General features: G+C 38.4%; 15 protein-coding genes. 11 read left to right on the top strand and 4 right to left on the bottom strand.

The features are described 5' to 3' along the window. Window positions 1-2 precede the first annotated feature (2 nt). The 11 genes from waaB (at window position 3) to coaD (ending at window position 11,768) form a co-directional block, all read left to right on the top strand. On the top strand, window positions 3-1,091 hold the full coding sequence (gene waaB, locus A8F97_RS19580) for a lipopolysaccharide 1,6-galactosyltransferase (protein ID WP_025919721.1): 1,089 nt from the start codon (window positions 3-5) through the stop codon (window positions 1,089-1,091). Window positions 1,092-1,109: 18 nt separating this feature from the next. Continuing rightward, window positions 1,110-2,132, top strand: coding sequence for a lipopolysaccharide 3-alpha-galactosyltransferase (gene waaO / locus A8F97_RS19575; protein WP_033072469.1), 1,023 nt, complete (start codon window positions 1,110-1,112; stop codon window positions 2,130-2,132). Between the two features lies 1 nt (window position 2,133). Further along, window positions 2,134-3,135 (top strand): glycosyltransferase family 8 protein, encoded by a 1,002-nt coding sequence (locus A8F97_RS19570; protein WP_025919723.1) that lies wholly within the window; start codon window positions 2,134-2,136, stop codon window positions 3,133-3,135. Between the two features lie 11 nt (window positions 3,136-3,146). Further along, window positions 3,147-4,130 (top strand): WaaS/CpsH family glycosyltransferase, encoded by a 984-nt coding sequence (locus tag A8F97_RS19565; protein ID WP_033072468.1) that lies wholly within the window; start codon window positions 3,147-3,149, stop codon window positions 4,128-4,130. Window positions 4,131-4,168: 38 nt separating this feature from the next. Then, window positions 4,169-4,942, top strand: a complete 774-nt coding sequence (locus tag A8F97_RS19560; protein ID WP_033072467.1) for a CatB-related O-acetyltransferase — start codon at window positions 4,169-4,171, stop codon at window positions 4,940-4,942. A 203-nt stretch (window positions 4,943-5,145) separates the two neighbouring features. Beyond that, on the top strand, window positions 5,146-5,838 hold the full coding sequence (locus A8F97_RS19555; protein WP_049825599.1) for an inositol monophosphatase family protein: 693 nt from the start codon (window positions 5,146-5,148) through the stop codon (window positions 5,836-5,838). Further along, window positions 5,795-7,297 (top strand): N-acetylneuraminate synthase family protein, encoded by a 1,503-nt coding sequence (locus tag A8F97_RS19550; protein WP_158515011.1) that lies wholly within the window; start codon window positions 5,795-5,797, stop codon window positions 7,295-7,297. The genes A8F97_RS19555 and A8F97_RS19550 overlap by 44 nt, the downstream gene beginning before the upstream one ends. Then, window positions 7,266-8,012, top strand: a complete 747-nt coding sequence (locus A8F97_RS19545) for an acylneuraminate cytidylyltransferase family protein (protein ID WP_050512700.1) — start codon at window positions 7,266-7,268, stop codon at window positions 8,010-8,012. The genes A8F97_RS19550 and A8F97_RS19545 overlap by 32 nt, the downstream gene beginning before the upstream one ends. Before the next feature lie 577 nt (window positions 8,013-8,589). After that, window positions 8,590-9,843: a hypothetical protein gene (locus tag A8F97_RS19540; protein ID WP_025919729.1), complete on the top strand. Its 1,254-nt coding sequence runs from the start codon at window positions 8,590-8,592 to the stop codon at window positions 9,841-9,843. A gap of 122 nt (window positions 9,844-9,965) precedes the next feature. Then, the gene (gene waaA, locus A8F97_RS19535) at window positions 9,966-11,243 is read left to right on the top strand and encodes a lipid IV(A) 3-deoxy-D-manno-octulosonic acid transferase (protein WP_033072465.1); all 1,278 of its coding nucleotides are present in this window, start codon (window positions 9,966-9,968) and stop codon (window positions 11,241-11,243) included. A 36-nt stretch (window positions 11,244-11,279) separates the two neighbouring features. After that, the gene (coaD, locus tag A8F97_RS19530; protein WP_033072464.1) at window positions 11,280-11,768 is read left to right on the top strand and encodes a pantetheine-phosphate adenylyltransferase; all 489 of its coding nucleotides are present in this window, start codon (window positions 11,280-11,282) and stop codon (window positions 11,766-11,768) included. 5 nt (window positions 11,769-11,773) lie between these two features. Here the strand turns inward: coaD and A8F97_RS19525 are convergent, their stop codons facing one another. From A8F97_RS19525 to rpmB, 4 genes are all read right to left on the bottom strand, one after another. Continuing rightward, complete coding sequence (locus A8F97_RS19525) at window positions 11,774-12,763, bottom strand: glycosyltransferase (protein ID WP_033072463.1); 990 nt, start codon at window positions 12,761-12,763, stop codon at window positions 11,774-11,776. Window positions 12,764-12,816: 53 nt separating this feature from the next. Next, complete coding sequence (mutM, locus tag A8F97_RS19520) at window positions 12,817-13,626, bottom strand: bifunctional DNA-formamidopyrimidine glycosylase/DNA-(apurinic or apyrimidinic site) lyase (protein WP_033072462.1); 810 nt, start codon at window positions 13,624-13,626, stop codon at window positions 12,817-12,819. Window positions 13,627-13,832: 206 nt separating this feature from the next. Then, window positions 13,833-14,000: a 50S ribosomal protein L33 gene (rpmG, locus tag A8F97_RS23600; protein WP_002208990.1), complete on the bottom strand. Its 168-nt coding sequence runs from the start codon at window positions 13,998-14,000 to the stop codon at window positions 13,833-13,835. 11 nt (window positions 14,001-14,011) lie between these two features. Then, window positions 14,012-14,248 (bottom strand): 50S ribosomal protein L28, encoded by a 237-nt coding sequence (gene rpmB, locus A8F97_RS19510; RefSeq protein ID WP_005967968.1) that lies wholly within the window; start codon window positions 14,246-14,248, stop codon window positions 14,012-14,014. Window positions 14,249-14,288 lie beyond the last annotated feature (40 nt).

Here is a 14,288-nt window from a genome sequence, read left to right as displayed (position 1 = left end):
TTATGAATATACTCTTTGTTGGTGAGGCCACTTCCGGGTTTGGCGGTATAGAAACCGTGCTGCAAAAAGTGACCAGCTTTCTCGAAAATGACGTCGAGACAAAAAACGATTACACCCTATACTTTCTGTGTCGCGACGATCGCATGGATAAAGCCTGGCTGGCGGGAAAGCGGTTTGTTTGCCATCGCTCCAGCATTAAGATCTCGTTTCTGCGCCGAATGAATTACTCCTGTACACTCGCTCGTTTCATTAAGCAAAACCAACCCGATGCTGTTATTGCTTTTGATGCACCATCCTGTCGAGTTGCAGCACAAGCGATCCGTTATAGTAAAAAAACGCTGCCTTTGATTTCATGGTTGCATTATTCTCTCGATCATAAAAAACATGCGGAGCAGGTACTGGCTGCGAATTATCACTTGGCTATTAGTTCAGGTATCAAGCAGCAGTTAATAAAGCGTGGCGTACCTTCGGAACGTATTTCTGTCATTTTCAATCCTGTCACACCACAGAACACTGTCATCCCTCGCCCGACGGATAAAGCCGTCTTTATCTATGTAGGGCGCCTTAAGTTTGAGGGGCAAAAGCGCCTCAAAGATATGTTGGACGCTTTTTCTGGGCTGAACGGCGATTGGGAATGTCATTTTATTGGCGATGGCTCTGATGCCAAAGTGTGCCAGTCCTACGCGCAACAACTGGGTATTACGGATCATTTACACTGGCACGGTTGGCAAGAAAAACCGTGGGAATATATTCAGGATAAAATCAAACATGTCTCGGCTTTTGTTATGAGCTCTGCTTTTGAGGGGCTGCCTATGACGTTGCTCGAAGCAATGTCTTATGGAATTTACTGTGTTAGCAGTGATTGCCCTTCTGGGCCGGAAGATATCATCAGGAATGGCATCAATGGGCAGCTTTATCCACCTAGTGATACGACCACACTGCGGAGTAGTTTGCAGGACGTGGTCAATAGACAGACTTTACTGGATGCGAAACAAATCTCAGTGTCCATTCACCGTTTCTATGATGAAACCTATTATAAAGAAATGAAAGCAGTTATCAATACCGCCATCCACCACCAAGTGATGGAATAATCACCTACTGGATTTCTTATGTATTTCAAAAAAGAAGATGTCATAACAGAAACGCTCTGTTTCTCATATATTCCGGTGGATCCCGATAAAAACCCATTGAATATTGCATTTGGCACCGATAAAAATTTTCTATTTGGCTGTGCGATTGCGATTACTTCAATACTAATTAAAAACCCTAAGCAGCAGTTGGCATTTCACATATTTACCGACACATTAAACGAAGATAGCAGAAAACGTTTTCAAGCACTCGCCGAGCAATACCACACCACCATTACCTTATATAAGGTTAACTGTGAGTGGCTTAAACGTCTACCTAGTACCAAGAACTGGTCATACGCTATTTATTTTCGCTTTCTCGTTACTGACTATTTTTATCAACAACTCGATAAGATTATCTATCTTGATTCAGACATTGTGTGCAACGGTTCCCTACAAGAGCTCGCCACGCTTAATATCGGCGAAAATATTGTTGCTGCCGTCGCTGAAGGCGAAAGTTCGTGGTGGGAAAAATGTGCACAGCGCCTAGAAACACCAAGTATTAAAAATGGCTATTTTAACTCAGGTTTCCTACTCATTAATCTGGCTAACTGGCATAAGCATGATGTTACAACCAAAACAATGGCCATGTTATCAGATCCCCAAATCGCAAATAGGATCTCTTATCCGGATCAAGATATCCTGAATATGCTTTTACCGGGTTATATTCAGTTTCTGGATAAAAAATATAACACACAGTTTAGTCTTAATTATGAGTTGAAATGCAAAACGGGTGAAGCCTATCCACACCCCATAACGGTGTCGACAGTTTTTATCCATTATATTGGGCCAACTAAACCTTGGCATGAGTGGGCGGTTTATCCTAGTTCAAGTTATTTTTATAGTGCTAAGGAGTCTTCGCCATGGAAAGATGTACCGCTGGAAAAAGCCACGTCAGCTAATCAACTTCGTTACAGTGCAAAGCATGAAATGCATAAAATAAAGATACTAAAAAGCATAAAGCATTACATACTATATTTTATAAAGAAAATAAATAGAGAATAACATGAAATTTGAAATAGAAAATATTATTTTAAAAAAAACATCCATTAACGAGAAAAATATTCACTCAGACTATTTTTTCGACGTTTCATATGGCGTAGATAGAAATTTTTTATTTGGCGCAGCCATTTCAATCACATCATTGATTATTAATAATAAAGAAATTAACTTCAGATTTCATATATTTACGGATTACATAAATGATGATTTTATTGAAAGAGCAAGGGAGTTAAGTAAAAAATTTAATACTACAATAGAAATTTACTTAATTGATTCGAGCTATCTTAAAGAGTTACCAAGTAAAAAATGGCCACTAGCAACATATTTTAGATTTATAATTTTCAAATTACTTAGCAGTACGATATCTAAACTTCTTTATCTCGATGCAGATATTATTTGCAAAGGCCCTATTAATGATCTTTTAAAAATAAACCTAGATAATAAATTTGCATGCGTCGTTCCAGACATTGAGCCAATGCAAGCTCTAGCGGCCGAGAGACTTGAAGTGGAGGAAATAAATGGATTATATTTTAATGCTGGATTTTTATATATAAACCTAGAAGAATGGGAAAAACATGGACTTACAGAAAAAGCGATATCGCTGTTATCTGACCCTATAAAAGGGAAAAATTTAAAATATCAAGATCAAGACGTATTGAATCTATTCTTCTTAAAAAGAACAATTATCTTACCACGTAAATTTAATTGTATTTACTCAATTAAAAGCGAACTAAAAGATAAAACACACCAGAAATATAAGGAAATAATCACAGAGGAAAGTATATTCATCCATTATGTAGGCGCCACTAAACCTTGGCATAGTTGGAGTATATATCCTTCAACATACTTTTTTCAAAAAGCACATATAGAGTCCACATGGGACAATGTGCCGTTACTTGAACCAATAACAGCATTACAATGGAAGAAAAAATCAAAACATGAGTTTAAAAAATTTAAATTTTTAAAAGGGATATTGAGCAGAGCACATTATTATCTTTTTAGATAAAAGGAGAATATATGAAGGTATTCTTTATAGAATGGAATGCAAGCTATGAAAAGTTGATGATTACGAATTTAAAGAATGAATATGGTATTATAGACATCAATAATGCCATGAAGCATTTTACAAAAAAAAATATAAAATTAAAAAAAATTGGCATTAACTCTTGGTTTGTTAATATTCATGCTTTTATAAAGTTAAGGAAAATAAAAAAAGACGATCTTTTGATTTGTAATGGATACAGTATTTTAGGTTTTTTAGATTTAATAAAAAAAATAAAATGTAATAAAGCATTGGTTATTCGAGATACGATAATTCATCTTGAAAATGAAATGATATATAGAAAAAAATGGCTTATATCGGGAAATGAGTTTATAAATGAGGTCAAAGACCATTTTGATAAAATTTATAGCTTTGATCCAAGTGATTGTCAAAAATATAACTTAATATATTTGAATCAGTTTTTACCATTCACATATCCCAATATAATAAATATAAAGCACAACTCTTCATTATTGATTGAGAAAAAAGATAGAAACTGTTTCTTTGTCGGCGAGTACAGAAAAGATAGAGAAGAATATTTAAAATCCATAGCTTCACTATTGAAAAAAAATGAATACATTTCAGATTTTTATCTTATTGATAGAAAAAATGAAGGGGGTAATTATTTCAATGGGAAACAGCTAAATTATGAAGAAAATATAGAAAAGGTTATTTCTTCAGAAATAGTAGTAGAGATAAATCACAAAGGGCAAGATGGATTGACATTAAGAACTATTGAAGCCCTTACATTTAATAAAAAAATAATAACAAACAATATTAAGGTAATGGACTATGATTTTTACACACCAAATAGATTTTTTATATTAAACTATGATACCGAAGATAATTTCCATACTTTTCTTTCTTGCAAAATAGAAGAAGAAAAAATTGAGGTAATAAAAAAATACACAGCAGAACATATGCTCCAGCGTATTAAAAAGGATTTTGATTTATTTTAATGTCCTATTAATAACACTCAAATGCATTGAGATAAAAAATGAATTATCCATTTACATTTAGATGGACAAAAAAACACGAGAATTTTTGTATATCTAAAAAAATATTTCTTGACTCTATATTTAGAATAAAAAACGTTTACAAGAAAAGAAATCTCCTATTGCTAAGGCCTGGTAAAAAAATCACATTAACTTGTGATATCTTCGCTGAACCATACGCAACTATGCCACATAAAAGTTTTTGTTCAATAGGTGCTTATTCATATAGCAGCAGTGCTTTTCCGAATGAAATGTCGATTGGTAGATTTTGTAGCATTGCGTCAAAAGTGACTATCATGGGAACCATGCATCCAACCGACAGATTTACAACAAGCCCATTAACATACAATAAAGAGTTTTCAAAAATACTGAAATTAGAAAATGAAAATAATATACATGAATTTAATGAAAACCTACCACTTCCAACTATCGGACATGATGTTTGGATTGGAGAGAATGTCGTTCTAAAAGGAGGCATTACAATTGGACACGGAGCTATCGTCGGCGCGAATGCGGTTGTTACAAAAAATGTACCACCTTATGCCGTAGTGATCGGAGTACCCGCTAAAGTTATTAGATTTAGATTTAACAATGATATAATAGAAAAATTATTATCTTTAGCATGGTGGGAATACCAGTATACCGACATTCCATTTAGGCATCTTCATGATATTAAAGATTTTATTTTTTCACTAGAGAATAAAATAGAAAACAAAGAGATACATAAAAAAGCCCATGCTAAAATAAATTTATCCGATGAATTTATGAATTTATGAATTTATGAATTTATGAATTTATGAATTTATGAATTTATGAATTTATGAATTTATGAATTTATGAATTCATTTTCAATAAAAAATAAATTATTTTTTGAAAAAATCGGAGACAAATTGGTTCCTTTGTAGTCTGCACCTGCAGACTACAGGCTTTCCTAATATTCCCCTAACACTTATCATAAGAAATTTAATAAGGATATAATGTGGAAATTGAAATAAGAAATTTATTAGATGAATGTGCCGATATCGTAACAAATAACTTATCTGAAATTAAAAAATTACGTTATAAAATAAAATATAAAGAAGATAATAGTCCAGTAACAGAAGCAGATCGGTTTATTGAAAATTACATTTCTGAATGGCTGAAAAATAAATTACCAAACCTCACATTTGTAGGTGAAGAAAGTTTTGATTTCAGGATTCAAAAATATGATGGCTACGTTGCACTACTCGATCCTATTGATGGTACAGAGAATTTTTGTTCCGGCCTAAAAGAATGGGGAACATCACTAGGAATATGGAGGGATGGCCAACACCTTGGTAGTATGCTGATGATGCCAGAATTAAATGAAAAACTTGTTACAGGGGATAAAATCCCTTATTTAAATTCACGAATTACTGGGTTTTCTTCATCATTTCATGAAGACATACCAAAAGGTATGTGCCTAGCAGAAGAATACAGAGTGACAGGTTGCGCGGTTTATAATTTATACAACGTAGCAAGGGGCGCATTTAAGCGCTTTATTAATCCTAAAGGTGCTTACGCTTGGGATTTATTACCTGGATTAATGATTGCACTTGAACATAACTGTGAGATTAAAGTAAACGATGAGCCATTCCATGGACAATTTCTTGAGCCAACTAAAAAATATCGCGTCGACATACAGCACCAATAATATTTTCATTTTGGGTAAAGGCCCTTCTGCAGATCTCGTCCGCCCAGAAATTTATGCTGGATCATTAGTTATTGGCGTAAATGATTCTGAACGTATTGCGCCAACTGATATCACTATTTTCCATGAGAATTGGGTGGCAGCAGGGCTACAAGAAGGTGGATTTCGTTCCCAACTATACATCACCTCGATGAGTGATTTCTCCCCGAAAAACCGGACGATTGTACACGCACCATATATCCCATTGACGCAGGAATCCTCAGAGTTAATTATGCAGCGTCTAATGAGCCATGAACTGTATATCGAAGATATGCTGTTTATGACCGCGCTAAAAGTAGCTCGTAATGTAGCAGATATTCGAGGAAAACCTCAAAATGTTTACATGATCGGATTTGATTTTGACCCTAATGCTGGATACAGTAAACAACTTGGCCATGACTATTCGCCATATCGCGAAGAAGAAAAAACCATTAGAATATCATTACAAGAATTTTATTTTATTAATGCATTATATTTTCTACGCAACACCAATATTTCTGTCAACCATGTTGGAAAACACGGATTTAGCTCACTGACACCAGATGAAATGAACCAAACGGTAGAACGCAAGGTTCAAGGAAAAAATAAGTATGATGTATCTATTGTTGCTGAACTAACAACTAATCATTTCGGTGATCGCCTTCGCTTGGAGAGAATGATAAGAGCGAGCAAAGCGGCCGGAGCTGACTTTATTAAATTACAAAAAAGGGATGTTGATAGTTTTTATACTAAAGATCAGTTGAAATCGCAGTACATTTCACCATTTGGTAAAACATTCGCTGATTATCGACACCATTTAGAACTAAGTAAAGATGATTTTGAATTCGTTAATAATTTGTGCAAAGATCTCAATATAAACTGGTTTGCTTCTGTTTTGGATAAAGCATCGTTTCAGTTCATGATGGATATTGGCTTATCAATGGTAAAATTACCATCGACAATTTCAGAGCATACTGATTACCTCACTTATATTGCCAATAATTATAGAGGTTCGGTCGTTTTATCAACGGGAATGACTGACAGTAAATATGAGAAATTTATAACGGAAACATTTATTCATTGCGAAAATTTATATCTATTGCAATGCAACTCTGCTTATCCAACCCCACTTGAAGATTGTAATATCGCAGTTGTGAGACATTATCATGAACTTTCCAAGGCAGATCCTCGTATCATTCCAGGTTACTCAAGCCATGACTTCGGATGGAAAGCGTCTGCTTTAGCGGTTGCAGCTGGGGCAAAGATGGTAGAAAAACATGTTAAACTTGGGAATACAGAATGGGCACACTTTGATGCAGTAGCTATTGATTTAACAACTTCAGCATTCAAAGAATATGTTGATCAAATTCGGGATGCAGAAACAATATTAGGTTCTAGTGAGAAAAAGGTGAATGAAAGTGAACATCATAAATATAGAAAATAATAACTTATGGGCCGTAGTACCTGCCAGATGTGGCTCTAAAGGTTTTCCCGGGAAGAATATATATCCATTAGATAACACGCCCCTTCTTGCACATTCAATTATGTTTGCGAAGTCATTACCATTTGTAAATAAAGTCATTCTTTCTACTGATAGTGATGAATATTCTGTTATAGGAAAACAATATGGTGCTGAGATTCCTTTTCTTAGGAGCTCTAATGCAGCAAAAGATGACTCTATGGAGGAGGATGTTCTTTTAGATATTTTAAACCAATGTATAGTAAATGGAATTACGCCTCCCGACCATATTCTTTGGCTACGCCCAACACACCCTTTTAGAGATAAAAAAACATTCTTAGACGCATATGAAAAATATCGTACTGAAGAATTTAGCTCTATTTGCATTGTCACAAGAGAAGACCCTAGAATATTTAAAGAAAAAAATCATATATTGACACCATTAATAAAAGAGTTTGAAGACCGTTCTATGGTTAGACGACAGGATTGTGAACCGTCATTTAGGATATTCTCAGGTGAATTATTTAAGTTCCCAGGAAAATATGAAAAGAAATTTTTAGGGGAAAAAATTGGTTATGTTGTTTCCCCAAACGTTTGCAAATTTGATATAGATTACAAAGAAGATATAGATTATATAAATTATTTGCTGTCTACAAAAAATGGAAGGGAAATATATGGTCCATACCTTAAAAAATATTAACACGACCTCCTTGTCATTCCTCCTAAAAATGAATTCAGAGGGCGACGAAATGACAAATGAAACATATTTCCTCAGAACGTAAGTTTCTCGCGTGGATAAACTGCCCGTGCCAGCTGAGCTGGTGGCCTGCCGCGATATTAAGCGCGCCTAGCAACACTGGCAAATAAAGGGATTTATCTGGCGAGTGAATCGACCTTTTATCAAGTACTGCGGCGCCATGGAGAGCTCACCACAGCAGCCATCACATCAAGCAGAGTCGGGTAAAACCACCAACTACGCTCAGGGCATCCGGCTCCTGTCAGGTATGGGCGTGGGACATCACCTTGGTGCGAGACCGTTGCAGCGGCATACAAGCGTTGTTGGTGCACCGAGGTTTATCAAGTAGCGAGAACAGCCAACCCAAATATTGTTCACAGCAGACGCAAAACTGGCAATGGCAGAAAAGCGTGACATTAAATCCAAAGCGGGAAAAACAAGCCGCGCAAATTAACTTAAGGCGACAACTGCATTGACATTTACCGACATAACCTTCTTGTCATGTAAAATACAATATAACTAAAAAAGTGATAATGGAATAATGTATAAAAAATACCTAAAAAATAGAAAGGAAATGTCTCTTATTTATAATGGATATGATTTATCCAACATAATGTCTTTTGATATAGCATGCCTATCTTATGGACAGAAGAAATCATTCCGCAAACATTTAATCAACATTTTTTTTGCGCAAAAAATATCCATCCCGTTATTTAATGATGATATTTTATTTAGCATGGGCCCATATGGGAAAAGAGCGGACTATAATGAAATAATACATCACGCAATGTCTGAAGTTGATATTAAAAACATATTCAAGGTTGAGGAAAAGCCAAAACTTGAATTTTTATTCTCTCTTAAAGGATTTAAATTTACGACATTCGAATTCTTTAAAAGAAAGATAGATCTACCAATTAAAAGCAAATTGATATTATTTCTAACCATGTTGCACTATATAAACACTATAGAGTTGTTACAAAAAAAATCAATATCATGGAAATACAAAAAATATTGTAGCTTTTGTAGCTCATTACCTTTAGAAGCTATTATTGATAATTATTTCAGATTACATAATGTCACAACATACACCCTGCAACATGCTATTTACTCATTCCCTAACACACCTCAAATAGATATTGTCACTCTTGACAACATGCCTTCTGATTATATATTGTGCTGGGGGGAATATACAAAGGATGAGTTTTTAAGGTACGGTAGCATCTCCCCAGCGAAAATAAAAATTAGTGGGTATCCACATCCAATAAAAAACCTCTCCCCATACGAAATAAAAGGTAGATGTAGAATTTTATTCTTATGTTCTAGAAAAATTTATAGCGATGAGAATATTAAAATAATTAGCATTATATCTTCTTGCCTTAACGAAATAAACATTGACGTCACAATAAAACCACACCCCGGGTTAGATATAGAAGAGTATAGAAAAATCTCAGAGTCATTCGGGTTAAAATTTTATGAGTCTAGTTCTGTGAGTGATGCTCTAAATTCGAAAAAATTTGATATTGTCATTACTTATAATTCGACTGCATATTATGATGCTTACATGAATAATATAATTGCATTAAAATACAAAAATGATAGAAATGAAATAAATTTTGACATTATGGAAAATGACAGTTTCTCCTCTAAAGCTGAGTTATTAGCTCAATTAAAAATAATAATAGAAGAATCTAAAAATGAAAATACGTGGATTAATATAAAAAATAAATTACATTATGCCACTGGGTATGGAATAAATAATTATTCTGATTCCCTTGCGTCTTCAGTACCCGCATAAAAATCACATAGAAATATATTAAATCTTTGAGTATATGAAGAGCTATCATTTTGATAACTCATAGCAATCGCCTCACGAACCCGATAAAATCCCCCCAGCGATAACTGATAACAGTAGATCTTATGTTACAAACTCTCTACACCATCATCCTGTACCTCATCCAACCGTTGATTTGGCTCCGCCTTTGGCTTCGTGGCCGCAAGGCACCTGCCTATCGCCGACGCTGGGGTGAACGCTACGGTTTTTGTGCAGAGAAGGTTAAACCAGACGGTATCATGCTGCATTCCGTTTCGGTGGGTGAAACACTGGCCGCCATTCCCTTGGTGAGGGCACTGCGCCATCGTTATCCCAATCTGCCGATCACGGTGACAACCATGACGCCAACTGGCTCCGAGCGCGTGCGTTCGGCTTTTGGCGACACGGTCTATCACGTTTATCTACCTTATGATTTGCCCTGTGCTCTGAAACGCTTTTTTGACCAGGTTCGCCCGAAGATCGTCATCATTATGGAAACTGAGCTGTGGCCAAACATGATCGCGGAACTACATAAACGCGACATTCCGCTGGTCATTGCAAATGCACGGCTGTCTGAGCGTTCTGCTGCTGGTTATAAAAAGATCGGGAAACTAATGCGCCATATCTTACGGCGCATTACCCTTGTCGCCGCACAGAATCAGGAAGATGGGAATCGATTTATCGATCTTGGCCTGAAGCGTTCAAGCCTGAAAGTGACTGGTAGCCTCAAATTTGATATTTCCGTGACACCGGAACTGGCAGCACGAGCGATTACATTACGCCGCCAATGGGCGCCACACCGTCCAGTATGGATAGCGACCAGCACACATGAAGGTGAAGAAGAAATCGTTCTGGCCGCTCACCGCCAGTTGCTTGGCACTTACCCTGACTTATTATTGATACTTGTGCCTCGTCACCCAGAACGTTTCTCTACCACACAGGCGCTGGCAGAAACTCAGGGATTCACCTACACGCTGCGCAGCGGTGGTGAGCAGCCTTCTGCGAACACGCAGGTGGTAATTGGTGACACCATGGGTGAGCTGATGTTGTTGTACGGCATCGCCGATCTGGCGTTTGTTGGTGGGAGCTTAGTTGAGCGTGGCGGACATAATCCGCTAGAGGCTGCGGCCCACGCCATTCCAGTCTTGATGGGACCACACACTTTCAATTTCAAAGACATCTGCAACAAACTCGATCAAGCTGATGGGTTGATTACCGTGACCGATGCAGACTCACTGGGAAGAGAAGTGGGAAAACTGCTCGCTGACGAAGACTATCGTCTCTACTATGGTCGACATGCCGTAGAAGTATTACACCAAAATCAGGGTGCGCTACAGATGCTGCTAACGCTATTGGAGCCTTATTTGCCCCAGCGGACACAGTGAAGTAGCTACCGAGATTGTGAATAAAGGGCTGATGTAATGACAACCAAAGCGATTTATCCTGGAACGTTCGATCCATTAACCAATGGCCATTTGGATCTGCTGACGCGTGCATCACGACTGTTCGACCATGTGGTGCTGGCCATCGCTGCCAGCCCGAGCAAGCATACACTTTTCACTCTGGATGAACGCGTGGCGCTAGCAAAGGGGGCGACGCAGCATTTATCGAACGTCGAAGTAGTCGGTTTCAGCGATCTTATGGCGCACTTCGCACAACAGCAAAAAGCCAATATTCTTGTGCGTGGTTTGCGAGCCGTTGCCGATTTCGAATATGAACTCCAGCTCGCAAAAATGAATCACCACCTGATGCCTACTCTCGAAAGCGTCTTCCTGATGCCATCAGAAGAATGGTCGTTTATTTCATCTTCTCTGGTCAAAGAAGTGGCTCGCCACGGCGGTGACGTATCGCATTTCTTACCCGATGCCATCGTGAGCGCACTACACAGCAAATTATCGGAGAATCTGTAGTGAAACTATTTTTTCTTTGAAAATAGATAAACAGTAAGATTGAAACGTAGGGCATACCAAAAATCATTAAATGAACCCATTCCCTTGAATAAATTCTTACCGATACCAGTAGCCATGAATTTCTGGGCTAATTGTTTCCGCATAGAATGAGACGATATTTTTTTACGCAAAAGCCCAAAAAAATGGCGACTCTCTCGGTTGGTATGACGAGTTAATGCTTTATTTAAAATAACGTTGTCTTTTTTCAGGTTAGCAAGGTCAACCAGGCCATGCATGATGTCAATATAACTGTTTGCTCTGCGTGATATTTTCTCAATCGACACGGATTTTGTGATCGAATTCGCATTACCCCTTCGATAGCCATAGCCTACTTTTTCACAAAAACCTACTCGTTTAGCTACCAGCGCTAAATTTGCCGTCCATAGAATATCTTCATGCATCATATCCGGGATAAAGCTTAATTTATTCAATGAAATGATATCGCGGTGTATTAGCTGCAACCATGCAAAATGGCACCATTCGTTATTTCTTACGCTACGAATGATCCATTCGTCTCCGCTAATTACCTCATCCCAAGGTTGCTTTGTCTGAATAGGCTCTTTTACTTCTTGTTCTGGGTTTTCATTAAACTTAAAACCGTTGCCTATCAATAGATCGAGACGTTGTTCCTGCGCTTTTTCAAACCATGTCGATAGCGTACTTTTTTCCAACCAGTCATCACCATCTACGAATGCAATCCACTCCCCACTGGCGTGCCGAATTCCTGTATTTCTCGCCTCAGACAACCCTTTATTCTCTTGGCTGACAATAATCAAATTCGTAGCCGACTTGCCTATTTCATTCAATTTCAGAAGACTGCCATCTGTGGAACCATCATTCACTGCAATAATTTCAAAAGCGACATTATCCTGAGCAAGCAACGACGAAAAAAGAGGCTCGATGTACTCTTCACAGTTATAAATAGGAACAATGACACTGATATCCACACGACTCATAATGCCCTCTAAAGCATCTTATATTTAAGCGACAAAAGCTGAATTAAATGATATTAATGCTGACAACAGCGACAAAAAAAAGTGCTACGCTGCCCATGTTTCGCGGTTTCTATTGGTGTCCCACATGTCCGGCAAGGTTCGCCGCTGCGGCCATAGACTCGTAGCTCCTGCGCGAAATAACCGGGCTTACCATCTGATTGCAAAAAGTCACGCAGCGTCGTGCCACCCTGCTCAATCGAAAGCTGTAGCACCTGTTTAATCACGCGAACCAATACCGTTGCATCGCTTTCATTTAACGATCCGGCCGCTCTGTCAGGGTGGATACCAGCAGCAAACAACGATTCGCTTGCGTAAATATTACCTACGCCAACCACCACTTTGTTATCCATAATCCACTGTTTGATCGCCGTTTTTTTATTTCGTGAAGCCTGATAGAGATAATCCGAGGAGAATTCCGCCTCTAATGGCTCCGGCCCCAGATGTGCCAATACCGAGCAGGTTTCTAGATTATCCGTCCACAGCCAGGCACCAAAACGTCGGGGATCGGTGTAACGCAGCACTTTACCGCTGTCCATCACCAAATCAACATGATCGTGCTTTTCAGGTTCGGTATATTCCGGCAACACCCGCAGGCTGCCAGACATACCAAGATGCACGATAATCCAGCCACGAGTGAGCTCAATCAGCAGGTATTTTGCCCGTCGACGCACGCTTAGCACAGGCTCATCGCTTAGTGAAAGAATTTCAGCCGATACCGGCCAGCGCAGGCGCGAATTCCTCACTTCTGCATAAAGGATGGTATGGCCGACGAGATAGGGTGAAATTCCCCGGCGACTGGTTTCAACCTCAGGTAATTCAGGCATGTGCGTCTCCTGATAAAGGTGGCTACATTAGCATACACAACAAGATATCATCTGTGGCGGCCCGCAATGCCGCGGGAAACAGCGCTACCGCTGGCATATTTTCCCACGGTAGTGAAAACAAATCGGTTAAACAGCTCAAGAGATACTGGCTAGCATTTACCAAAAAAAACCCGGCCAAGGCCGGGTTTTTCATAAAGGAGCAAAAATTACTTAATTTTAGCTTCTTTGTAGAGAACGTGCTGACGGACAACTGGATCGAATTTCTTCAGTTCCAATTTTTCCGGCTTAGTACGTTTGTTCTTCGTAGTGGTATAGAAGTGACCAGTACCAGCAGAAGAAACAAGCTTGATCTTCTCGCGAACACCCTTAGCCATGATTCAGTTCCTTAATACTTTTCACCACGGGCACGCAGATCGGCCAAAACCGTCTCAATACCCTTCTTATCAATAACACGCATACCTTTAGCAGATACACGCAGTGTTACAAAGCGCTTCTCGCCTTCAACCCAAAAACGGTGTGAATGCAGGTTCGGCAGAAAACGGCGTTTGGTCGCATTCAGTGCGTGGGAACGGTTGTTCCCGGCCACCGGACGCTTGCCAGTAACTTGGCAGACTCGGGACATGTCTATTCTCCAAAAATCAAATCAGCTCGAGCTTCGTATA

It is taken from the genome of Pectobacterium parmentieri, from assembly GCF_001742145.1.
GTDB classification, from domain to species: Bacteria; Pseudomonadota; Gammaproteobacteria; order Enterobacterales; family Enterobacteriaceae; genus Pectobacterium; species Pectobacterium parmentieri.
The sequence above is the reverse complement of the archived record's forward strand: the minus strand, read 5'-3'. Positions and strand labels throughout refer to the sequence as shown.